Source organism: Variovorax sp. KBS0712, assembly GCF_006323185.2.
In the GTDB taxonomy this organism is placed as follows: Bacteria; Pseudomonadota; Gammaproteobacteria; order Burkholderiales; family Burkholderiaceae_C; genus Variovorax; species Variovorax boronicumulans.
In genome coordinates, this window is record NZ_VCCD02000001.1 from 934,547 (window position 1) to 955,838 (window position 21,292).

At 63.9% G+C, this 21,292-nt stretch carries 16 protein-coding genes and 5 pseudogenes; 15 read left to right on the forward strand and 6 right to left on the reverse strand.

What is annotated here, in order from left to right:
• Window positions 1-27: 27 nt before the first annotated feature.
• From FFI97_RS04085 to FFI97_RS04120, 8 genes and pseudogenes are all read left to right on the forward strand, one after another.
• A complete protein-coding gene (locus FFI97_RS04085; RefSeq protein ID WP_139702077.1) occupies window positions 28-441 on the forward strand; it encodes a DUF2285 domain-containing protein in 414 nt (137 codons plus the stop codon).
• A 92-nt stretch (window positions 442-533) separates the two neighbouring features.
• Complete coding sequence (locus tag FFI97_RS04090) at window positions 534-830, forward strand: helix-turn-helix transcriptional regulator (protein ID WP_139702076.1); 297 nt, start codon at window positions 534-536, stop codon at window positions 828-830.
• A 21-nt stretch (window positions 831-851) separates the two neighbouring features.
• Window positions 852-1,670: pseudogene (locus FFI97_RS04095) on the forward strand (replication initiator protein A); the annotation flags it as partial.
• A 206-nt stretch (window positions 1,671-1,876) separates the two neighbouring features.
• On the forward strand, window positions 1,877-2,626 hold the full coding sequence (parA, locus tag FFI97_RS04100; RefSeq protein ID WP_260684894.1) for a ParA family partition ATPase: 750 nt from the start codon (window positions 1,877-1,879) through the stop codon (window positions 2,624-2,626).
• On the forward strand, window positions 2,623-2,883 hold the full coding sequence (locus tag FFI97_RS04105) for a chromosome partitioning protein ParB (protein ID WP_139702074.1): 261 nt from the start codon (window positions 2,623-2,625) through the stop codon (window positions 2,881-2,883). The genes parA and FFI97_RS04105 overlap by 4 nt, the downstream gene beginning before the upstream one ends.
• Window positions 2,883-3,401, forward strand: a complete 519-nt coding sequence (locus tag FFI97_RS04110) for a DUF2840 domain-containing protein (RefSeq protein WP_139702073.1) — start codon at window positions 2,883-2,885, stop codon at window positions 3,399-3,401. Before FFI97_RS04105 ends, FFI97_RS04110 begins: the two co-directional genes overlap by 1 nt.
• Entirely contained in the window at window positions 3,398-3,931 is a 534-nt protein-coding gene (locus FFI97_RS04115; protein WP_139702072.1) for a S26 family signal peptidase, read from the forward strand. Before FFI97_RS04110 ends, FFI97_RS04115 begins: the two co-directional genes overlap by 4 nt.
• Window positions 3,932-4,303: 372 nt before the next feature.
• The gene (locus FFI97_RS04120; protein ID WP_139702071.1) at window positions 4,304-6,253 is read left to right on the forward strand and encodes a DUF3363 domain-containing protein; all 1,950 of its coding nucleotides are present in this window, start codon (window positions 4,304-4,306) and stop codon (window positions 6,251-6,253) included.
• Window positions 6,254-6,289: 36 nt separating this feature from the next.
• Here FFI97_RS04120 and FFI97_RS04125 read toward each other — a convergent pair.
• A pseudogene (locus tag FFI97_RS04125) lies at window positions 6,290-7,238 on the reverse strand (IS110 family transposase).
• A 753-nt stretch (window positions 7,239-7,991) separates the two neighbouring features.
• Here FFI97_RS04125 and FFI97_RS04130 point away from each other — a divergent pair.
• From FFI97_RS04130 to FFI97_RS04160, 7 genes are all read left to right on the forward strand, one after another.
• Window positions 7,992-8,837, forward strand: a complete 846-nt coding sequence (locus FFI97_RS04130) for a cyclase family protein (RefSeq protein WP_221937661.1) — start codon at window positions 7,992-7,994, stop codon at window positions 8,835-8,837.
• Between the two features lie 53 nt (window positions 8,838-8,890).
• Window positions 8,891-9,829: a 3-hydroxyacyl-CoA dehydrogenase family protein gene (locus FFI97_RS04135; protein ID WP_139702070.1), complete on the forward strand. Its 939-nt coding sequence runs from the start codon at window positions 8,891-8,893 to the stop codon at window positions 9,827-9,829.
• A 23-nt stretch (window positions 9,830-9,852) separates the two neighbouring features.
• Window positions 9,853-10,785 carry a 3-keto-5-aminohexanoate cleavage protein gene (locus tag FFI97_RS04140; RefSeq protein ID WP_139702069.1) on the forward strand — a complete coding sequence of 311 codons (933 nt, stop codon included), beginning with the start codon at window positions 9,853-9,855 and terminating at the stop codon, window positions 10,783-10,785.
• A 66-nt stretch (window positions 10,786-10,851) separates the two neighbouring features.
• Window positions 10,852-12,351 carry a sugar ABC transporter ATP-binding protein gene (locus tag FFI97_RS04145; RefSeq protein ID WP_260684895.1) on the forward strand — a complete coding sequence of 500 codons (1,500 nt, stop codon included), beginning with the start codon at window positions 10,852-10,854 and terminating at the stop codon, window positions 12,349-12,351.
• Window positions 12,348-13,301, forward strand: a complete 954-nt coding sequence (locus tag FFI97_RS04150) for an ABC transporter permease (RefSeq protein ID WP_139702067.1) — start codon at window positions 12,348-12,350, stop codon at window positions 13,299-13,301. Before FFI97_RS04145 ends, FFI97_RS04150 begins: the two co-directional genes overlap by 4 nt.
• Entirely contained in the window at window positions 13,298-14,281 is a 984-nt protein-coding gene (locus tag FFI97_RS04155; protein WP_139702066.1) for an ABC transporter permease, read from the forward strand. Before FFI97_RS04150 ends, FFI97_RS04155 begins: the two co-directional genes overlap by 4 nt.
• Before the next feature lie 37 nt (window positions 14,282-14,318).
• Window positions 14,319-15,284 carry a sugar ABC transporter substrate-binding protein gene (locus FFI97_RS04160; RefSeq protein ID WP_139702065.1) on the forward strand — a complete coding sequence of 322 codons (966 nt, stop codon included), beginning with the start codon at window positions 14,319-14,321 and terminating at the stop codon, window positions 15,282-15,284.
• A 397-nt stretch (window positions 15,285-15,681) separates the two neighbouring features.
• On the opposite strand, the pseudogene FFI97_RS04165 reads toward FFI97_RS04160, so the two are convergent.
• The 5 genes and pseudogenes from FFI97_RS04165 to FFI97_RS04185 all read right to left on the reverse strand — a co-directional run.
• A pseudogene (locus FFI97_RS04165) lies at window positions 15,682-15,870 on the reverse strand (IS256 family transposase); the annotation flags it as partial.
• An 804-nt stretch (window positions 15,871-16,674) separates the two neighbouring features.
• Window positions 16,675-17,700 (reverse strand): annotated as a pseudogene (locus FFI97_RS04170) (IS110 family transposase).
• 46 nt (window positions 17,701-17,746) lie between these two features.
• Window positions 17,747-18,338 (reverse strand): annotated as a pseudogene (locus FFI97_RS34390) (transposase).
• A gap of 221 nt (window positions 18,339-18,559) precedes the next feature.
• Window positions 18,560-20,191, reverse strand: a complete 1,632-nt coding sequence (locus tag FFI97_RS04180) for an acyl-CoA synthetase (RefSeq protein WP_139702063.1) — start codon at window positions 20,189-20,191, stop codon at window positions 18,560-18,562.
• Between the two features lie 27 nt (window positions 20,192-20,218).
• Window positions 20,219-21,184, reverse strand: a complete 966-nt coding sequence (locus FFI97_RS04185; RefSeq protein WP_139702062.1) for a Bug family tripartite tricarboxylate transporter substrate binding protein — start codon at window positions 21,182-21,184, stop codon at window positions 20,219-20,221.
• Between the last annotated feature and the right edge of the window lie 108 nt (window positions 21,185-21,292).

The following is a 21,292-nucleotide window of genomic DNA, read 5'->3' on the forward strand; positions in this document are numbered from 1 at the left end:
CTTACTGCAGACTACAGCGCACAACGCATGCGCTTGTCGCTGTCGGGCACCCTGGCTGACAACGCCGCCTATGCGAGCGCCGTGCCGCTGACGCCACGCCTGCGCGGCCAGCTAGACGCCTTCTATGCGCAAGCACAGGCCCTGGAAGGTCACGCGCCTCGGGTCGATCCTGCACGGGCGGTCACCCGCACCGCGCTGCTCCACCTGCGCGCCCTGCAGGCGCTCGATGCCTCGCAGGCAGGCGCGTCGCACCGCGATATCGCCCAGGCCTTGTTCGGCCTCGAAGCCGTCGTCCTGCGCTGGCACGAGGATGGCGAACTGCGCGCGCAGGTGCGCCATCTTCTGCGGCGTGCGGAGGCGTACATGACCAGCGGCTATCTGGGTCTGGCCGGTGTATCGAACACCACAGCGAAGCACCCCGGAGACGAACCGGAGCGCTGAATCTCTCCCTGCCTCGATCGAGCCTGATTCCCGAGACTGCCTCCATCGGGTCGCGAACGGTTTGCGGCCCATCGACAGCGATGGAGTCCGTCATGGCAGCTGGCAGTTCTTTCCCTTCCCGCACGGCCGCAGCGGCTGCGCCGCAGCCTGCTGCGGTTCCAGTTGCTCCGGTCAATCCCGAGTTCCTGACCACCGACGAAGCCGGCGCCTTCCTGCGGCTGTCGCCGCGCACCCTGGAGAAGCAACGCGTACTGGGTGGTGGTCCGCGCTTTCGCAAATTCGGTGCGCGCGTGGTCTACGCCGCCGCCGACCTGCGGGCCTGGGCCGACAGTCACGCCTACGGCATGACCTCGGACCCAGGCTACGTGCAGCGCGACTCCGTCCGCTAACGGGCCAAGGGGCAACACCGCATGTCGAAGCGCTTGAGCGAACGCGAACAGCTCACACTGTTCCGCGCGCTGCCGCACGGCGACATGGCGCTGCGCGATGCGCAGGACTTGATGGCCTACCCCTTCTTCTCCCTGGCCAAGTCGCCGCGCATCGTGCCGATCCGTTTCGAGGCCGGTGGCATCTCGCTCACTGTCGAAGGCGTACCCGAGCACGGCATCGCCACCATCTGGGATGCCGACGTGCTGATCTGGGCCGCCAGCCAGATCATCCAGGCGAAGAAGGAAGGCATCGCGCCTTCGCGCCTGATGGTGGCTACACCCTACGAGATCCTGCGCTTTGCCCAGCGGGGTACCGGCCGCAGCGATTACCTCGCGCTGCGTGCCGCGCTGGACCGGCTGCAATCCACCACCGTCGCCACCACGCTGCGCCAACGGGAGCGCCCGAACGGTGGAAAGCGGGTGCACCGCTTCTCCTGGATCAACGAGTGGAAGGAGTACATCCGGCCCGATGGGCGCTCCGACGGCATCGAGTTGATCCTGGCCGACTGGTTCTTCACCGGCGTGATGGACGAGGCTCTGGTACTCACGCTCGATCCGACGTATTTCCGGCTTTCAGGCGGCATCGAGCGCTGGCTGTACCGGCTCGTGCGCAAGCACGGCGGCCGGCAGCCGGGTGGCTGGCGCTTCGAGATGCGCCACCTGTACTTGAAGTCCGGCGCGCTCCAGCGTTCCCGCGACTTCGCCGCGCACGTGCGCGGCCTCGCACTGCGCCAGGCGCTGCCGGGCTATCGCCTGTCTATCGAATGCAGCGGCGGAATCGAGTGGCTGGCCTTCCGCCCTTGCACGGACGACGTCTCAAGGACGGACTTATCCACAGCTTCTGTTGAAGAACCTGTGGATGTCATGGGGACGGGCTCGGTGGATCACCGGCGCGGGACTCGGTGGATCACCGGCGCAAACATCGGTGGATCACCGGCGCCAAACAACCCGCAAGCCGCGCCCAGCAACGGTTTCGGGCCTCCCTAAACATCTAAAGGGATACATAAATGGAATTCACGCGCGCGCGAGCCGAATCTGCTCAAAAGATGGGCAATGCCTCGCCGGAGGCAGTCCGAACAGCCGAAAACCGCTTGCCAGGAAGACAAGACCGGCCTGGCAAAGTGATCGCGCTGCTCAACCAGAAAGGCGGGGCAGGAAAGACCACGCTCGCCACGCACCTGGCCGGCGAACTGGCGATGGCAGGAAGCCGCGTGACGCTGCTCGATGCAGACCCGCAGGGCTCTGCACTCGACTGGGCGCAACGGCGGCTTCAGAACGGCCAGGGACGGCTCTACGGCGTGTTTGGGCTGGCGAGGGACTCGCTGCATCAGGAAGCGCCACAGATCGCCTTAGAGGCGGATTTCGTCGTGATCGATGGCCCACCGCGCGTCGCCGCCCTCGCGCGCTCCGCGCTGCTGGCCGCCGACCTGGTGCTGATCCCGGTGCAGCCCAGCGCCTATGACGTATGGGCCAGCCACGAGATGGTGACGCTCATTGCCGAGGCCCGGGTGTTCAGGCCGCAGCTTCGCGCAGCCTTCGTGATCAACCGGCGTGTGGTCGGCACCGTGATTGGGCGCGAAGCGCGTGCGGCGCTGGCCGATCAGCCGTTTGCGGCCCTGCAAGCCGAAGTCTCGCAGCGCATCGTGTTCGCCGACAGCGTGGCCGCCGGTCGGCTCGCATGCGAAGCCGCGCCGAAGTGCGCCGCCGCGCGCGAGATTGCGGCGCTGGCGCAGGCAGTGCAGGAGATCCTGCGATGACGATAGCAGCATCTTCTGCAGCGCAGAAACGGGCATCCATCGGCCGCAAGCCAGCCGCCGACCCGGCCTCGACCTGGGTGCGGCAGGCCGATGCACCGGAGGTTGCCGCCAAGGCGTCGATCTACACCGCTCGCCTGACCATCGACGTGACGCCGGCGCTGCGGGGCCGCATCAAGGTAATCGCGTTCGAACGCGGCGTCACGGCGGCCGAGATGTTGCGCGATCTGCTGGAGCGCGAGTACGGAGCAGGCCCGTGATGACGCAGTCGTTGCCGATCACCGCGCAGGCTTGGCCCCGGGCCGTGCCGCCGCCGCGGCCTGTCCACATGCGCGTCTCGCTCGCCTTCGTCGAGCATCGCGTGAACGTCTGGCTGCGCTTCGGACAGCCCGTGCGCGAGACGACGCTGGATCGCTGGCGACGCGTCGCGACCTTCGCTCCCGGCGCGGTGTGCTGCCGCGTCAAATGGATCGGCAACGACTACGGAACGGCGCTCTGGCAGCTCATGGTGCTGCAGGCGCCGATGCCGTTCGATGGCGCGCAACGCATCGCCGGCGTAGCGCCCAGCGCGCGCATCCTGCTGCGCGCCGATGGCGAGCCGCAGGTCAAGGCCGTGCTCGAAGTGATCGACGCCATCCAGGCGCTGGGCATCGATCCGGCCGCGGCCGCCGTCACGTACTGGCGCACGGTCGGCAACCGGCTGGCAGCACGCCAGCCGCCGCCGGGCTACACCACCGAACGGCATGCGGCGCATCTTGCGCGAGCAGTATTGAGATGAACCGGCGCGTGCTCTTCGCCGGCATGGGCATCGGCCTGGCTGCACTGTGCGCGCCGGCCTTCATGTCGATGTCGGCGCATGAGCGGGTGTTCGTGGTCTACAACCCGACGGACAGCGTTCCTCGTGGTTGGTATCGCGTCAGCCGCACCGACCGCGTCGCCTTGCTGCACGTCGGCAGCATCGTGCTGGCCCGGCTGCCCGCCGACGTGGCCTCGTTCGCAGGACGGCGCGGGTACCTGCCGAGCGGCGTGCCGATCCTCAAGCGCATCGGCGCCATCGCACCGCAGTCGGTGTGTGTTCAAGGACAGGTCGTGCTGGTTGATGGTGCAGTTGCGGCGACCACACGCACACATGACGGCGCGCGCCGGCCACTGCCTGCCTGGCAGCATTGCCGCCCTCTCGCCGGTGACGAACTATTCCTGCTCAGCGACACGAACCCGGCGTCGTTCGACAGCCGCTACTTCGGCCCCATCGCCGCCTCTGCCGTGCTCGGCATCGCGCGGCCACTGTGGACCTGGAACGCGCCATGAGGCTTGCTCCATCGCATCATTCAACACGCCGCCACACTGAAGCCGGGCAAGCGCCCGCGCTGCACTCCATCGTGCAGGGAGCTCGCCGCCAGCGTGCAGCTCATGCTGCACCGCCACTGCCCTTCGGGCAGCGTTGCGCACCCTGTGCGCGGCTGGCGGCAGGTCGGAGCCGGAAGCGGATGCGGAAGGCGAAGACGGAGGGCCAGATAAAGGGGGTGGCACGTCGTGCCCCTCCAAGCCAGTCTGCACGTGGGTTTGCGACGGCACCGCAAGGGGTCTTGCGCGTGCCGCGCAGAGCCTGGAACCCGCATGGCAGCGGAGTCTGTCGCGTGCCGTTTGCGCTTTGCCGCGCCGCTGTGCGCTGGAGTCTGCATGGCTGGCAATGATGAGAATCGCTTTCAAGTCAAGCCCGCGGCGCCGAAGTCGCGCGGGGGGCCGCGCTCGCAGCGCTTCGTTTCGCAGGTTCTCAATCAGGTGTCGAAGGCCGGCGCAAAGTCCGCCGGCAAGAGCCTTGGCAGACCCGCCAACACGTTCGGCCGAGGCCGCGTTGCGGCTTCGATGGCCGGCCAGCGCCTGGGGCCGAACGCACGGCGTGTGGTTATCAAGTCCCGCTTCGTCGTGCTGCGTCGCGCCAGTCCGAACTCGGTGGCCGTGCACCTGCGCTACATCGAACGCGACGGCGTCACGCGCGATGGGCAGAAGGGTCAGGCCTACGGCGCTGACACCGATGCGGTCGACCTCAAGGCCTTTCAGGAGCGTGGGCAGAACGACCGCCACCAGTTCCGCTTCATCGTCTCGGCCGAGGATGGCCTGGAACTGGAAGACCTGAAGGACTTCGCCCGCCAACTGATGCGCCGCATGGAGATCGACCTGGAGACCCGGCTGGACTGGGTGGCCGTGGACCATTGGGACACGGACAATCCGCACACCCACATCGTGCTGAACGGCCATACGGGTGGGCCTGCCAGCGGCAGGAAAGATCTCGTGATCGCTCCCGACTACATGGCTCACGGCATGCGCCTGCGCGCAAGCGAGATCGCCACCGAATGGCAGGGGCCGCGCACCGAGGCGGAAATCCGTCAGAGCCTGCGGCGGGATGTCGACCAGCAGCGGCTCACCGGCCTGGACCGGGCGCTGATCCGGCAAGCTGGTGCTGATGGCATCGACCTGACGGGCAACGCGCAAGATCGGGAGCGTCAGAACGCACTGCGAGCACGGCTGCAGCGGCTCGAGGGTATGGGCCTGGCCGAGAGGATGAATGCGAACTGCTGGAAGCTCAAGCCCGACATGGCGGCCACACTCGACGCCATGGGCCAGCGCGAGGATGCGCTGGAGACGATGCGCCGAGCGCTCAAGGGCCAGCGGCGGGAATGCGTGGTCGATGAGCAACTTACTTCCCCCGTCATCGGTCGGATCGTGGGCAAGGGCTTGGCCGACGAACTGCGCGACCGCGGCTACTTGGTAGTCGATGGCATCGACGGACGGGCGCACTACCTAAAGCTGCCAGCCGGTGCCGACCTCGCAGAACTGCCCGTACACGGCATCGTGGAGGCGAGGCCGTCAGGCCAGAAGAAGCTGGTGGACCGCCACATCGCAACCGCCGCGCGAGATGGCCTCTACAAGACTGCCGACCACGTGGTGCAGCTGAAGCATGCCAACGACCGTGACCCGCAGTCCACGGTCGATGCGCACGTGCGCCGACTCGAAGCACTGCGCCGCGCCGGTATCGTGGAGCGCATCGCCGATGGCGTTTGGAGAGTGCCGCCGGACCTGCTGCGGAAAACCCAACAGCATGATGCGCAAAAGGCTGATGGACCGGTGATCGAACTGCGTTCGCACCTACCCATCGACCAGCAGGTGCGGGCCATCGGCGCCACCTGGCTGGACAAGCAGTTGCTAGGCGATGCTTCGGCCCTGTCCGGCCAAGGCTTTGGGACTCAAGTGCGCGATGCGATGCGCGACCGTGTCGATTTTCTCGTTGAGCAGGGTCTCGCCGAGTGGCGTGGCCAGCGCGCAGCGCTTGTGAACAACCTTCTGGCGACTTTACGCGACCGGGATCTGGCGGCGGCGGTCAAGGCGCTGGAGCAGCAGACCGGAGAGAAGTACCGCCAGCTGCAGGATGGCGAGCACGCAACCGGAATCTATCGCCGCTCAATCCTGCTAGCCAGCGGCCGATTCGCGATGCTGGATGACGGTATGGGTTTCACTCTGGTGCCTTGGCGTCCCGTGGCCGAACAGAGACTGGGACAGCAAGTGTCCACTGTTATGCACGGGGCTTCAGCGACTTGGCAATGGAGGAAGCAACGGGGCATCTCCATTTGAGTTGGCGGTGAAACGACTTAGTAGCCGTTTTTCGAGTCAAGCGCCGTGAAGCGATTTGCCCCAAGGTTTGTTGGTTTTGACCATGGCATTGAGCGTGGTCAGCAGCTTGCGCATGCAGACGACCAAGGCGACTTTGGGCAACTTGCTTGCGGCCAGCAGCCGGTCGTAAAAGGACTTGATGGCCGGATTGTGCCGTGCAGCCGTGAGCGTGGCCCTTGTAGAGCACGCGGCGTATCTCGAAGCGGCCGCCCTGCACGCGTCGTCGCCCCTTGGTGTTGCCCGAGTCGTTGGCCATCGGAGCCACACCGACCAGGGCGGCGATCTTGCGGCAGTTTAGCCTGCCCAGTTCGGGCAGTTCGGCGATTAATGCGGCACTGGCCACCGGGCCGATGCCGCTGGCCGAGCGCAGCAACTTGTCCAATTCGGCGTGGTGCGCCTGGACGTGTCCGACCATTTCAACCTCCACGTCATCGAGCTGCTGGCGGATCGCCTCGATCATGGCCTCGATGCTCGGGCGCACGAGGTTAATGGCCAACTGCAGCCGCTGGCGCTCGGACAGCATCATCGTCACGAGCTGGCGCCTGCGGGTGACCATCCCGACCAGCGCCTGCTGCTCTTGATCCGCCAGGGTGCGGATGAAGCTGGCCAGATCGTCGCGACGCACAAGCACACCCGCGAATTCGGCGAGCATGCACGCGTCGATGCGGTCGGTCTTGGCCAGCCGCCCCATGGACTTGGCGAAGTCGCGCGCCTGGCGCGGGTTGACCACTGCCACGGGCAAGCCCGCCGCCTGCAGCGCGCAGGCCAGCGCCGTCTCGTAGCCGCCCGTGGCCTCAATTACCACCAGCGCCACATCCATCGGCTTCAGAGCCGCCGCCAACGCCGAATGAGCCTCGGCCTCGTTGTCAAAACGCTGGGCATCGAGCTCGGCGCCCAGCACCGAGAAATCCACGTGCGCCTTGGCCACGTCGATGCCCACCACCAGACATGGTCTTCAGATCCCTTGCTTGTGAATGCGCTCTCGGGCGAGCCGGCGCGCGTAACCGTTTGGGCTTCAGGAAGACCAGGACGGCGGCCGTGCGCGATGTACTCAGTCACGGGCTTCAAAGCCCCAGCGTATACCAGACTGCACGGACCGGTCTAGCCGTCTCGACGGCGACCAAACTCTACCGCGCTGATGTGGGCTGAAGCAAACACGCGTTAGTCTCGATCGGTGCATCGGATCTCCTCCTGGAGGTCGTTCACGACACGTCGGCAAGTTGCAGACGTGGTCCAGACTTCGGAAAAGATCGCGTAGCCTGAGCTGAGCGGCTCTTTAATCGGTCTGATCGCAAACGGCCTGCACAGCGTCTGTGCGGACCGAACGACGCCGGCGTTGCGATGCATCGCATCGCGCTCGAATCGATCTGGGCCGCGGCGCTCATTGATCAGCGAATCCCTAAGCAGATGCTGAACCGCCGCCCCGCATGGGTTCTATGCAGGCGCACTCTCCGAATGGTGAGAGCCCCTGCTGCACGCCCCTTCAATGACCTTCTACCAACTGTACATTTGTACAATTGTATATTCAGACTTTGTACGAACAGGACGAGACGAACACGCGAACTCATTCCTATTTCCTAGGGTTTACTCTAGGACTATTATTGGTCATTCGTACAGATACTACTTGCATCCATCCGGACTGGCCAGGGCTGCAGTAAAGCGGTCGCAGGGCACCTTCACGACTTTTATGGAGTGCGATATGACGATTACCGTCCGCGGTATCACTTACCAGGAAAACCTGAGGAACGACATGGGTCTCGAGTTCCACGACTTGAGCCACCCCTGGGGCCTGGGCCAGCCGTGCTGGCCCTACTTCGAGGACGTCAAGATTGAGCGGCTGCATAGCATGGCCAAGTCGGGGGTACTGACGCAAAAAATCACCACGGTGATGCACTCAGGCACGCACATCGATGCGCCCGCCCACGTGGTCGAAGGCACGCCGTTCATGGACGAGGTGCCCCTGCCGTACTTCTTCGGTACCGGCGTCGTAGTCTCGATTCCGAAGGGCCGGTGGGAAGTCATCACCGCAGAAGACCTCGAACGGGCCTCGCCGCAGATTCGCGAAGGCGACATCGTCATTGTCAACACCGGCTGGCATAAGCACTATGGCGACAACCGCCAGTACTACGCCTACTCGCCAGGCTTCTACAAGGAAGCCGGGGAGTGGTTCGCCAAGAAGAAGGTCAAGATGATTGGCATCGATACGCAGGCGCTCGACCATCCCCTCGGCACTGCTATTGGTCCGCACGGCCCGGGCTGGCCAAACGGGCTGCTGCCCCACGTCAACATGGAGTACGAGCGCGAAACCGGTCGCAAGGTCATCGAGGACTTCCCGGAATGGGAGCCCTGCCATTCGGCGATTCTGGCCGCAGGCATCTGCGGCATCGAGAACGTCGGCGGTGAGCTGGACAGGGTGACGGGCAAGCGCGTCACGCTCGCTGCCTTCCCCTGGCGCTGGACGGGGGGCGACGGCTGCATCGTGCGTCTTGTCGCCATCGTGGACAAGAGCGGCAAGTACCGCATCGAGTCCGGCGAGAACCAGTAATCGGTCGGCTGGCGGGCTGGCCCGCCTGCAGTGACAACGCCACCAGATTGAGCATGGAAGACAAACTCCACATCGCCGTCATCGGCGCTGGCCTGATGGGCCACGGCATTGCCCAGGTCTTCGCCGCCGCCGGCCACACGGTCGCTGTGTTCGACCGGAGCTACGAAGCGCTCACCTCATTGCGTCAGCGCATCGCTCAGAACCTCTCGGACCTGGGCCAGGATGCTGATGCAGCGAACAGGGTGTTCCCGTTCGAAGACCTCGGGGAGTGCCTCGCCGGCACGGACGTGGTCATCGAGGCAGGGCCTGAGGACTTAGCGTTCAAGCAGAAGCTCTTCCTTCAGCTCGAGTTGCTCGCGCCGTCGACGGCGCTGCTGGCCAGCAACACCTCGGTGATTCCCATCAGCAAGATTGTCGAAGGCATGCGAACGCCTGCGCGGGCGATGGGGACGCACTGGTGGAACCCACCTTATCTGGTTCCGCTGGTCGAGGTCATCAAGACACCATGGACCGATGCTGCCGCGGCGCAACGCATGTTCGACTTGTTGACCGCCGCCGGCAAAACGCCGGCGATGGTCGAGAAGGACGTCGCGGGATTCATCGGCAACCGGCTGCAGCATGCGTTGTGGCGCGAAGCCGTGGCCCTCGTCGAGGCGGGCATCTGCAGCCCCGAAACGGTCGATACGGTCGTGAAGGCCAGCTTCGGTCGTCGCCTGGCAGTCCTCGGGCCTCTGGAAAACGCCGACATGGTCGGCACCGACCTGACATTGGCCATCCACCGCACGGTGCTGCCAGAAATCGACAGCCGGCCGGGCCCGTCCCCCTACCTGGAGGACCTGGTGCGCGGTGGCTGGCTTGGCATGAAGTCCGGAGAGGGCTTTCGCAAATGGAGCGTGCGCGACGAAGAGGCCTTGCGCAAGCGGGTTCGCGAGCACCTGGTTGCGATGAACCAAGCCGATGAGCAGGCGAAAGCAACCGCTAAGACGACCTGACCACACATTCAAGGAAAGAACCGATGGCCAAGAGCAAGGTAATCATCACGTGCGCCGTCACCGGCGCCATCCACACGCCGACGATGTCGCCGCACCTTCCGCTGACACCGGAAGCGATTGCACAGCAAGCCATCGACGCGGCCAAGGCGGGCGCAGCCATCCTCCACCTGCACGCACGCAACCCAGAAGACGGCCGCCCCAGCGCGGACCCGGAACTCTTCGCCAAATTTCTGGGCCCCATCCGGGACGCCACCGACGCGGTCATCAACATCACGTCCGGCGGCTCGACCAAGATGACGCTGGAAGAGCGGCTCGCCCCGCCGCTGCGTTTCAAGCCCGAGATGGCGTCGCTGAACATGGGCTCGATGAACTTCTCGATCCATCCGGTCGCCAGCAAAATCAAGGCGTGGAAGCACCCTTGGGAGCAGGCCTACGTCGAGGGCACCGAAGACATCATCTTCCGCAACACGTTCCGCGACATCCGCCACATCCTGCGTGAGCTGGGCGATGGCTGCGGCACGCGCTTCGAGTTCGAGTGCTACGACGTCGGCCATCTCTACAACCTGGCGCACTTCGTCGATGCCGGCTTGGTGAAGCCCCCGTTCTTCATCCAGACCATCTTCGGCATCCTGGGCGGCATCGGCCCCGATCCGCAGTGCGTCACCTTCATGCGCGATTCTGCGAACCGCCTGTTCGGTGACGACTACCAATGGTCGGTGCTTGCCGCGGGCCGCCACCAGATGCCATTGCTGACGCAGGCGGCCGTCATGGGGGCCAATGTGCGCGTGGGATTGGAGGACAGCCTGTACCTCGGTCGCGGCGAACTCGCACCCGACAACGCATCCCAGGTGTCGAAGATTCGTCGCATCCTGGCGGAGCTTGGGCTGGAAGTCGCCACACCAGACGAGGCCCGCGCCATGCTCAAGCTTAAGGGCGCCAAGGAGGTCGGCTTCTAGGCCGTCACCGCGAAGATGAATCAGAACAACAACCATGGAGACACGGCATCGGAGCGGGAAGCTCCGATGCTGGAGCTCAAGAGCATCGGGAAGTCCTTCCCTGGTGTCCAAGCGCTCAAGGACGTTTCGCTGGAAATCTATCCCGGGGAGGTCCACATGTTGCTCGGCGAGAACGGCGCCGGCAAGTCGACCCTCATGAAGGTTTTGTGCGGCGCGTACCGCGCGGACAAGGGACAAATCCTGGAGCGCGGCAGAGCCATCGACCTGCAGTCGGCCTCGGCGGTCCGGTCGTTCGGCGTGGCGGTCATCTTCCAGGAGTTCTCGCTCGTGCCGTACCTGAGCATCGCGCAGAACATCTTCCTGGGGCGCGAGCCTGCCGGATGGTTTCCTGGCGTGGTCGACACGTCCAGGATGCGGCGTGAAGCGGCGGAGGTGCTGCGGGAATTGGAGCTTGACCTCGACCCCGACGCACCCGTCCATACCTTGAGCCTGGCGCAGCAGCAGATGGTCGAGATTGCCAAGGCCACATCGCAGAAGGCCCGCGTGCTGGTCATGGACGAGCCAACAGCCGCACTGTCCGAGCGCGAGACGGCTCGCTTGTTCGCACTGATTCGCCAGCTGCGCGCCGCGGGCGTCGCCATCATCTACATCTCGCATCGCATGGCGGAGGTGTTCGAGCTTGGAGACCGCGTCACCGTGCTGCGTGATGGCAGCCGGGTGTCGTCGGTGCTCCGCGGCGAGGCGACGCCAGACATGCTGGTGCAGATGATGGTCGGCCGCACTGTCGACATGACCTATCCACGCAACTTCGCGAACCAACCGGGCGCCGTGTTGCTAAAGGTCGAGCGCCTGGCTGCGGCGAACGGCGTGGCCGACGTTTCGCTGGAGGTCAGGGCCGGCGAAATCGTGGGCTTGGCTGGCCTGGCCGGTTCGGGCCGCACGGAGGTTGCGCGGGCTATCTTCGGCGCAGACCGTGTACTGAGCGGGACCATTCAGCTGAACGGCCGCCTGCTTTTTGGTGGACCGGAGCAGGCGCGCTCAGCGGGTGTGGCCCTGATACCGGAAAGTCGCAAGACCCAGGGCGTCGCGCTTGCACGCAGCGTCTCGGACAACCTCAACGTTGCGAGCCTGGGCAAGACCTTCCCTTCGGGCATCTATCGTCCGAACCTCGCACGTGAGATTGCGCAGCAACTCATCGGCCGCCTGCGCATCGCCACGCCCTCGCCCGAGCAAATCGTCAAGCTGCTCTCCGGTGGAAACCAGCAGAAGGTCGTCATCGGAAAGTGGCTGCAGGCGGATGCCAAGCTGTTCATCTTCGACGAGCCAACGCGTGGCGTCGATGTCGGCGCGAAGTCCGAGATCTTCGCCTTGCTCGACCAACTGGTGGCTGCGGGCAAAGGCGTGCTGATGATTAGTTCGGAGCTGCCCGAAATCGTCCACGTCTGCGACCGTGCCTACGTCATGCGCGAGCGCCGCGTCGCTGGCCATCTGACGCGCGCGGAGCTGAACGAACAGAGCGTCATGCGCTTGGCCATCGGAGCCGGCGCGATGGAGGCCGTCCAATGAGTGCCATCGCAATCGCCCATCGCGGCGCCGCCGTCCGCTCGTTCGGCGCCATGCCTGGTGTGGCCTGGGTCCTGCTCGTGCTGCTGCTGGCGTTCTCGCTGTTGGCGCCGAACTTCCTGACCGCCGGCAACGTCAACAACATCGCGCAGCAGTCGGTCGTCCTGCTGCTGCTCGCGCTGCCCACCACCTTGGTCATCATGACCGAGGGCATCGACATGTCGCTCGGCGCGGTTCTAAGCCTGGCCGGGGTCGTTCTGGCCATGGTGCTGGTGGCCAGTGGCTCTCCGATGCTGGCCGTCGGTGCCGCGATGGGGGTGGGCTTGGCGTTCGGACTGGCCAACGGCGCGCTCGTGTCCGTGTTGGGGCTGCCGCCGTTCATCGTGACGCTTGGGGCGATGGGCATCGCGCAGGGCCTCGCGCTCGTCGCGACCGATGGCGACAGCATCATCACGAGCGAGAGCCTGGCCTTCTTGTTCGAGCCGGTCGCCGGGCTGACGCCGACGATATGGATTGCGCTGGCGTTCTACGCCGTCTTCCATGTGCTGATGCACCGAACGCGGCTAGGCTTCTACGCCAGCGCGATAGGCGGGAACCCCGAGGCGCTCCGGTTCGCAAGTGTGAACCTGCGGCTGTACCACATCGGCATCTACGCGCTCTCAGGAGCAGCAGCGGGCTTTGCAGCCTTGGTGATGACGGCCAGGATGAGCGCAGGCCACCCCAGTGCCGCGCTCGGACTCGAGTTCGATGCGATTGCGGCGGTCATCGTAGGGGGGACTTCGTTCGAACACGGCAAGGGGCGGTTGTTCGGCACGCTGATTGGCGTTGTCGCTGTGGGCGTCTTGCGCAACGGCCTGAACCTGCTCAACGTTTCTTCTGCAGTCCAGGTCTCCTGCATCGGCCTGCTCGTGATTGCGTCGCTGCTGCTCGACAACCTGAAGGGAACGAAATGAAGGCCAGCCTCACCGTGCTACCCACCGATTCCACTGGCACTGTGCACTCGTTCAAGTTGAGTGCCTTGTCGTCGCGGCTCCTGGTGGTCCTTCTGCTGTGCATCGCTTTGGCGCTGGTCAGCGAGAGCTTTGCTACGACGGGCAACGCGCTCAACGTTCTGCGCCAGGCCAGCCTGCTGTTCCTCCTCGCCTCAGGCTTGACGCTGGTGATTCTGACCGGCGGATTGGACCTCTCCGTGGGCGCGAACGTTGGACTGTCGGCCTGCGTCGCGGGCGTAGTCATCCAGACCTCGGGCTCCATCACGATGGGCGTGCTCGCGGCGATGGCGTGCGGCACGGTGGTCGGACTGCTCAACGCCACGCTCATAACGGTGTTCCGCCTGCCTCCGTTCATCGCGACCTACGGGATGCTCTGGGCGGCACACGGCGTAACCTACGCGTACATGGCGGGCGAGAGCATCCATGGCTTTCCGCCGGAGTTCCGCGCGTTGGGAAGCGGCTACCTTCTCGGGCTGCCCATCCCGGTTCTGATTGCCTCGGTCGCCTTGGTTGCAGGGAGCTACCTGACGATGCGTACCACGCGCGGCCAGGAAATCTACCTGATGGGCAGCAGCGCAGAGGTGGCTCGATTGTCCGGAGTACCGGTGCGCAAGCGGCTGTTCCTGGTCTACACGGTCAGCGGGCTCATGGCGGGCCTGGCTGCGTTGGTCTTCTTGGCACGCCTCAACTCTGCAGAGGGTGACATCGGCGAAGGCTTGACGCTCCCAGCCATCGCGGCCGTCTTGCTGGGCGGGGCTTCCCTCTTCGGAGGCGCGGGCACGCTCGCAGGCACAGCGGTGGGCGCGCTCATCCTGACCTTGGTGCTCAACGGCATGAACCTGCTAGCCGTCAACGCCAACTGGCAACCCTTGGTCACTGGCGTCGTACTACTTCTCGCAGTCGTTGCCGACGTCATCGGGCGACGTGGCAACGCGCGCTGACGGCCCCTTCCATTTCAACCATAGGAGACATCGCTCCATGAACGCAAAGAAAATTTCGACAGCGGCAACTCTGCTGGTTGCGGCACTTGTACCGGTCACCGGGATGGCGAACAACGAGCGCATCGCCGTGTTCACCAAGAACCAGACGAATCCATTCTTCCAGTACGTTCGCCTGGGCGCTGATTCGGCGGCAGCCCAGCTGAACGTGAAGGTCCAGCACTACATCCCGACCAAGCCAGACAGTATTCCGGAGCAGCTCAGCCAGGTCGAGGACGTGATCGTCAGGAAGCCGGACGCGGTAGTTTTCATTCCCGTCGATAACAAGGCCATGGTGCCGGCCATCACGAAGTTGAACGCCGCGGGCATCCCGGTGGTCAACGTCACGGACCGCATCGAAAGCGGACGCATCGTTTCCTTCGTTGGCGCCGATGACTTCACGCTGGGGGTCGAGACCGCCCGCTACTTGCTGAAGTCGTTGGGCGGCAAGGGCAACGTGGTGGTCATCGAAGGCGTGAAGGCTGCACTCAGCAGCACCAACCGCCTGCGTGGCTTCCGCAAGGCGCTGGAAGAGTTTCCGGAGGTGAAGGTGCTCGCTTCGCAGCCGGCGAACAACCAGCGCCTGCAGGCCTTGCAGGTCATGGAGAACCTGCTGCAGACGCACCAGAAAATCGACGGTGTGTTCGCGGTCAACGACGCAATGGCGACCGGAGTGATTGAGGCGCTCGAGGCGGCGAAGCGCAAATCGGTGGTCGTCGGCATCAACGGAACCAAAGAAGCCATCGAGGCCATCAAGGCAGGCAAGCTTGCGGCAACTGGCGACTACAAGTCGTTCCTACAAGGATGTTTCGGTGTGATGGCCGCCGTACGGGAATTGCGCAAGCTGCCTGTCCCTTCTGAGGTGGCATTTCCAGCCGCCGTCATTGAATCGACCAACGTGAATACCTACGACGTAGGCCCTGACCAGCTCAAGTGCCCTTCCTGGGAGTCCATCGTCAGCAAGTAACTGCGAGAGACCCCTCATGATGCACAAGTTTTTAGTTCTGGCTGGAGCCGTCTACGACTTCGCGCGTGGCTATCTGGCGCTTGTTGTGGCACATGCTGCACGAGCGCATTCTGTCGATTTCACAGAGTAGCCGACAAGCCGGCGTCCGGCCGTGTTGGCGCCGCCCTGAAACTGGGCCAACGGGGGTGCGGCGGAAAACTTGGACTACCTTTGGAAGTAGTTCATGTTTTCATACGACAACGGTGCCCCTTGCGAGAACCGCTCGAAGCCCTTGGCCTAGCAGGAAGCTCCTACCTCTACCATCGAGCCCGGCAGCAGGTCGCGGAAGAGTACGCCGAACTGCGTGGTATGGCAGTGATCTTCACGCGCAATCATCGCTGCGACGGCGATCCTAGGTACGGTCGCGGTAGCCGTCTCGGCTGTTGAGCCGTTCAGCGGAGTTCTTCTCTTCATAAGCCGCGCCGCAGCGGCCCTCGAAATCCAGCTTCATCAGGCGCGGGGCCATGAACTGCACCATCTGGCGCAGCACGTCGATGTCGGCTCCCGTCTCGGCAAGCTCAGTCAATGCCATAGTGGCGTTAGTCATAGCGATTTCCTTCAAGGAAAAGCTTTGTGGGTCGCACCTCAAACTTATCCGAACTCCACGATCACCACCCCGAACAGTACGGCTGTTGCGTGTAAGCGCTTCGGGCTCCCCCCTACGCTCTTGCCGCTCAGCGAAAGATCGAGACTTACATCACTTCCTGGCACATCAACCGACAGGGTCGTCTGTAGAGCCTCCAATGCTCGAGACATCCGCAGGCCCACAAGATAACGACTGATCCGATCGGTCGTAGTGCCTGTGATCGAGCTCCTTCCGTGGCGTGTGATCTGCTCGCAGACGCTCAGAGAGCTCATCGTCATTGCCTGGGAGGGCACAAGGCGCAGACTGGTCTTGGCTCGCCTCTTACTTCAGTGTCGTGCTTGGAGGTGGTCCGTGAGCACCGATCGCTGCTCGCGGCCCCGTCGCAAAGCGTGAACAGCGATGAGATTGCCATCTTTGTCCACGCGTGGTTCGCCATCGGCCTAGAGCAGCGCACAGCTCGCCCGGCGTGCCAGCGCCGCATTGGCATTTCGCTAGGGATGGTCTTAAATGGGCGCCTCCCGGATCGCAAGTAACTCGTGTGTGTGAAGAAGCAGGAGGCGGGCTGCAGTCTTATATCCGGCCTGTTATGCAGGCTGATATGCCTGCTGGCCGTGATGGTTTTCGCTGACGAGGTTCCCATCTGCAGATCGAGCTCTTCTCTCTGGATCCCTATCGGAGTGTCCCCGTCCCGGTCCGACCTTGTCTGTCCCATCACGCGCGTGGTCGCTTGCTCTCCTTCAAACGCGGGCTGTTTCCAAGAACTCGTCAGCGCGCTGCTTGCCACGCCTCGGGCCGCCAGGCTTGTCCGCGGGCCAGGACAGCCCAGATCGTTCGCGCCAACTTGTTCGCGACGGCGGCGACGGCCACGCTATATGGTCGGCGCTGCAACAGAGCTGCGAGCCATGGCCATGTCGAGCCATCCTTCGATCTGATCACGACAGCTCGAGCGCCACGCATGAGGAGCGTTCGCAGTTATGCATCGCCCCGCTTGCTGATGTCGAGCTGCTGGACCCGTCCACCTGTGCCGGTCTGTCGGGGGAACAATCCGACCCACGCGGCAAACTCTCGCGCATCTTTGAACGCAGTCGGCGTCCCCATGCTGGCGACTACGGCAGTAGCGGTAAGGAGCCCAAAGCCGGGGATCTGGGCGACAGCCTTGCAGGCGGGTATATCTCGCATTTGCTGAGAGAGCCTGCGTTCTATGATGTCGATGTCGGCCTGCACTTGCTGGATTCGCCTGACCTGCTCGTCCAGGCTGTCTACGAGCATGGGCGGCAGTCGGACCCTCGCGTCGGACATCGCGTCGGGCAAGGCCCCAAGCAACGCGACGCGGCCTTCCGGCAGCACGATGCCAAACTCATAGAGCAGTCCACGAAGCTCGTTGGTCTGCATGATGCGGGTCTTCATGAGTCGCGCGCGCAGTCGGTGCAAGGACAACACAATCTGCTGGGCCTTTGTCTTGGCTGGCACAAAGCGCATGCCGGGCTGCTGACTCGCCGTCCAGATCGCCTGAGCGTCCGCTGCATCGGTCTTGTTGCGCTGCACGAACGGGCGCACCTTCCTGGGCGAAATCAGTCGCACCACGTGGCCAAACTCGAATAAGGCACGGGCCCAGTCGTGCGCCCCGCCGCAAGCTTCCATCACGACAAGCGCGGCGGTGCGGTTAGCAAACCATTCGAGAAGCCTTGCACGCTTGAGCTGCAAGCGCTCGATGCACCCGGTCTCCATATCGACCCAGTGCAGCTGAAACACCTTTTTGGCGATGTCGACGGCGATAACGGTACGTTCCATGATGGTCCGCCAGTTCGATGATGACGACGAGGTCGCCACTCTGGCACTACCCAGGGCCGGGCGGAAGCTGCACCAGGAGGGAGGCGCCCATACCATCTGCAGAACACGTTCTGCAATCACGGCTGAATGAACAAGGTGATGTCGCTGCCACCAGATGGCTCGATCGAGCAAGGTCAGCAACGGTTTGCTGCGTGGGGCAGCCGCCATGGCCGCCTTGCAAACCTGTTTCGGGCCTCGCAGACGCACTCATCCCCTGACCTCCATCAGCTTGCGCCCGCGTCATCCACAGGTTCGACAGCGCGAACAGCGTGACGATCTGCGCCGTGTTCTTCGCCAAGCCGCGATAGCGCACCTTCGTGAACCCGAACTGCTGCTTGATGACCCGGAATGGGTGCTCGACCTTGGCTCGGACGCTGGCCTTCATCTTCTCGACACGCTCGGCTACGAACTCCGGCTCGATGAACGGGTTGAGCAGCCTGGCGCTTGCCCGGGCGCATCGCCACATGCCAGGTCGGCCCTGCAGCTCCCGCTCGCTTGTGCACCCCCCGATAGCCCGAGTCGCCGAAGGCCGCATGCTCCTCGCCGTGCAGCAGCGCTCCGGCGACGTTGATGTCGCTAACGTTGGCCGACGTTCCCACTAGATCGTTGAATGCAGCGCTTTCGAGATGTCCTTGACCGCACGGCTTCGCGGCCGCGTCGCTGGAGTTGATGGTCTAGGAGGCACACCGAATTTCACTTTTGTTCAAGGCGATGCGCGCAAACTGCACTGTCCTGCAAGCTATGAAGGCGCGCTGCTTCAGATAGCCAACCGGCCTTGTTCTCACAGCGCAGATCCTGCGCGGTCGACCACTGTTGCTTGTTAAGAATTCGTGCGCTCGCGCAGCTGGAACTTCTGAATCTTGCCGGTCGAGGTCTTGGGAATGTCCTCGAACCGGATCTCGCGTGGGACCTTGTAGCCGGCCATCAGTTGCCGGCAATGGCCAATCAGCGCGTCGGCCGTGGCTTCGGCGCCGGGCTTCAACTCGACGTAGGCCACCGGCGTCTCGCCCCATTTGGCATCGGGCTTCGCGACCACGGCACAGGCCATCACGGCGGGGTGGCGGTACAGAGCATCCTCCACCTCGATCGAGCTGATGTTCTCGCCGCCCGAGATGATCACGTCCTTGCTGCGATCGCGGATTTTGGCGTAGCGGTCCGGCTCCAACACCGCGAGGTCGCCGGTGTGGAACCAGCCGCCGGCAAATGCCTCCTGCGTCGCCTTATCGTTCTTCAGGTAGCCCTTCATCACGATGTTGCCGCGGAACATAATCTCACCGATGGTCTGCCCATCCGCGGGAACCTCCAGCATCGTGGCCGGGTCGCGCACTGTCATGCCCTCCTGCAGCGGATAGCGCACGCCCTGGCGGCCGTTGAGGCGAACCTGCTGGTCGGGCGTCGCGGCAGCCCATTCGGGTGTCCGCTGCGCCACGGCGGCGGGCCCGTAGACCTCGGTCAGGCCATACACGTGAACCAGATCGAAGCCGAGCTGGGCTAGGCCTTCGATCATTGACGCCGGTGGCGCCGAGCCCGCAACCATGCCGCGCACCTTGTGCTCAATGCCTTGCCGCTGCTCCGAAGAGGCGTCCAACAGCATGCTGTGGACGATGGGGGCCGCGCTGTAGTGGTCCGCCCGATGCTCGCGCATGGCGGCAAATACGGCCGGGGCGTCCACCTTGCGCAGGCAGATGTGAACGCCACCCATAAGCGCAAGGGTCCATGGAAAGCACCAGCCGTTGCAGTGGAACATCGGCAAGGTCCACAGGTACCTGGCGAAGTGCGGCAGGCTCCAGACAGCGACATTGCAGACGGCATTAAGGTAGGCGCCTCGATGGTGGGTGACAACGCCCTTGGGATCGCCGGTTGTGCCCGATGTGTAGCTGACGGCGATCGCGTCCCATTCGGACGTGGGGCCATCCAGCCTGGGCAAGGGCTGCGTCGATGCCAGCAGCGCCTCGTATTCGTGCTCCCCGAGCGGCTCGTGAGGCCCGGCGAATTCGGTGTCGCACACATCGATGACGATAGGGGCGGCCCCGTACTCTTGTCTCAGTTGCTGGAGAGCGCGTCGCATCACCGGGGAAAACTCGGCATCGGTGATCAGCACCTTGGCTTCGCAGTGATGCAGTTGCCAGGCCAGCAGTGCCGCATCCAGGCGGGTGTTCAACGTGTTGAGAACCGCGTTGATGCCCGGCACCGCATAGTGCGCCTCGATCATTTCGGGGGTGTTGGTCAGCATGACACTCACGGTCTCGCCGCGGCCGACACCGAGGGCACGAAGGGCCGAACCCAGCCGCGCCGAACGATCCCTGCACTGGCCCCAGCTGTAGCGGCGGCTCCCATGGATGACGGCAGGCATGTCGCGAAAGACTTCGGCACTGCGCTCGACAAAGCTGGCGGGCGACAGCGCCACGAAGTTGGCCCGGTTTTGGCCAAGTCCCTGCTCGTAGATGCTCATGGTAGAGGCGGGTCTGCTGTGGTGGTTTCAATCGAGCTGAATGTTCAACGGCTTGATTACCTGCTGCCACTTGGCGTAGTCGGCCTGGATCATCTGACCAAATTCCGCCGGTCCGCGCACGTCCACCCGGTGGCCCTGGGGATCGATGACCTTGGTGAACTCAGGCGCGGAAATGATGGCCGCAAGCTTCTGCTGCAGCAAGTTTTGAATGTCGACCGGGGTGCCGACGGGCAAGAACATGCCGACCCAGCTGCGGCAGTCATAGCCGGGCATGGTTTCGCTCAGGGTGGGAACGTCGGGCAGGCTCGCCAGCCGGTAGGGGGTGGTGACGGCCAGGGGGGCCAACTTGCCGGATTGGATAAAGCCGCGGACCCCGCCGAAGGGCTCGAAGCTCAATTCGATCTCACCCGCCAGCAGGTCATTCAATGTCGTGGCCTTGTAGGGCACGTGGCGCATTTTGGTGCCCATGCCGGCCTGGAACATCTCGGTGCAGATCTGCGACATGGAACCGACGCCGTAGGAGCCGTAGCGCAAGTCTTCCGCCTTGCCCCTACGCACCAGATCGGCCGTCGTGCGCATGCCCTGTTCGGGCCTTACGACCACCACATACCCACCGGTGGAGATCAGCGTCAGCGGTTGCAGGTCCTTCAATGCGTTGAAGCCGAGCTTGCGGTAGAGCAGCGGGTTGACGACGATTGTGTTGTTCACCGTCAGCAGCAGGGTCCGCCCATCGGGTGGCGACTTGGCGGCGAATTCGGTGCCGATGTTGCCACCTGCGCCGGCCCGGTTGTCGATGATGACCGGCCGCTTCAGCAAAGTTCCCAGCTCCTGCGCGATGGCGCGGGCAATAACGTCAGCTCCCGTGCCCGCGGCAAAGGGCACGACGATCTTTACGGGAGAGGTTTCCGTTTCATAGGGTATGGCGGCATGCGCGGCGCCCAACGCCAAGACGGTCGAGGAAATAAGCGTCCAGGCGTAGCGGAAAATTTTCATGGTTGGTCTCCTTTGAAAAGAATGCAATTATTGCTGTACAGTTGATCAACAAGAATATCGGTGTTAACCCGATAGAGTAGATGTGATTATCTATGGTCAAATGTACAG

Bases quoted from the DNA above. Each gene is read 5' to 3' on its own strand.
- FFI97_RS04085 (WP_139702077.1), top strand. From the start codon at position 28: ATGCGCTTGTCGCTGTCGGGCACCCTGGCTGACAACGCCGCCTATGCG.
- FFI97_RS04090 (WP_139702076.1), top strand. From the start codon at position 534: ATGGCAGCTGGCAGTTCTTTCCCTTCCCGCACGGCCGCAGCGGCTGCG.
- parA (WP_260684894.1), top strand. From the start codon at position 1,877: ATGGAATTCACGCGCGCGCGAGCCGAATCTGCTCAAAAGATGGGCAAT.
- FFI97_RS04105 (WP_139702074.1), top strand. From the start codon at position 2,623: ATGACGATAGCAGCATCTTCTGCAGCGCAGAAACGGGCATCCATCGGC.
- FFI97_RS04110 (WP_139702073.1), top strand. From the start codon at position 2,883: ATGACGCAGTCGTTGCCGATCACCGCGCAGGCTTGGCCCCGGGCCGTG.
- FFI97_RS04115 (WP_139702072.1), top strand. From the start codon at position 3,398: ATGAACCGGCGCGTGCTCTTCGCCGGCATGGGCATCGGCCTGGCTGCA.
- FFI97_RS04120 (WP_139702071.1), top strand. From the start codon at position 4,304: ATGGCTGGCAATGATGAGAATCGCTTTCAAGTCAAGCCCGCGGCGCCG.
- FFI97_RS04130 (WP_221937661.1), top strand. From the start codon at position 7,992: ATGACGATTACCGTCCGCGGTATCACTTACCAGGAAAACCTGAGGAAC.
- FFI97_RS04135 (WP_139702070.1), top strand. From the start codon at position 8,891: ATGGAAGACAAACTCCACATCGCCGTCATCGGCGCTGGCCTGATGGGC.
- FFI97_RS04140 (WP_139702069.1), top strand. From the start codon at position 9,853: ATGGCCAAGAGCAAGGTAATCATCACGTGCGCCGTCACCGGCGCCATC.
- FFI97_RS04145 (WP_260684895.1), top strand. From the start codon at position 10,852: ATGCTGGAGCTCAAGAGCATCGGGAAGTCCTTCCCTGGTGTCCAAGCG.
- FFI97_RS04150 (WP_139702067.1), top strand. From the start codon at position 12,348: ATGAGTGCCATCGCAATCGCCCATCGCGGCGCCGCCGTCCGCTCGTTC.
- FFI97_RS04155 (WP_139702066.1), top strand. From the start codon at position 13,298: ATGAAGGCCAGCCTCACCGTGCTACCCACCGATTCCACTGGCACTGTG.
- FFI97_RS04160 (WP_139702065.1), top strand. From the start codon at position 14,319: ATGAACGCAAAGAAAATTTCGACAGCGGCAACTCTGCTGGTTGCGGCA.
- FFI97_RS04180 (WP_139702063.1), bottom strand. From the start codon at position 20,191: ATGAGCATCTACGAGCAGGGACTTGGCCAAAACCGGGCCAACTTCGTG.
- FFI97_RS04185 (WP_139702062.1), bottom strand. From the start codon at position 21,184: ATGAAAATTTTCCGCTACGCCTGGACGCTTATTTCCTCGACCGTCTTG.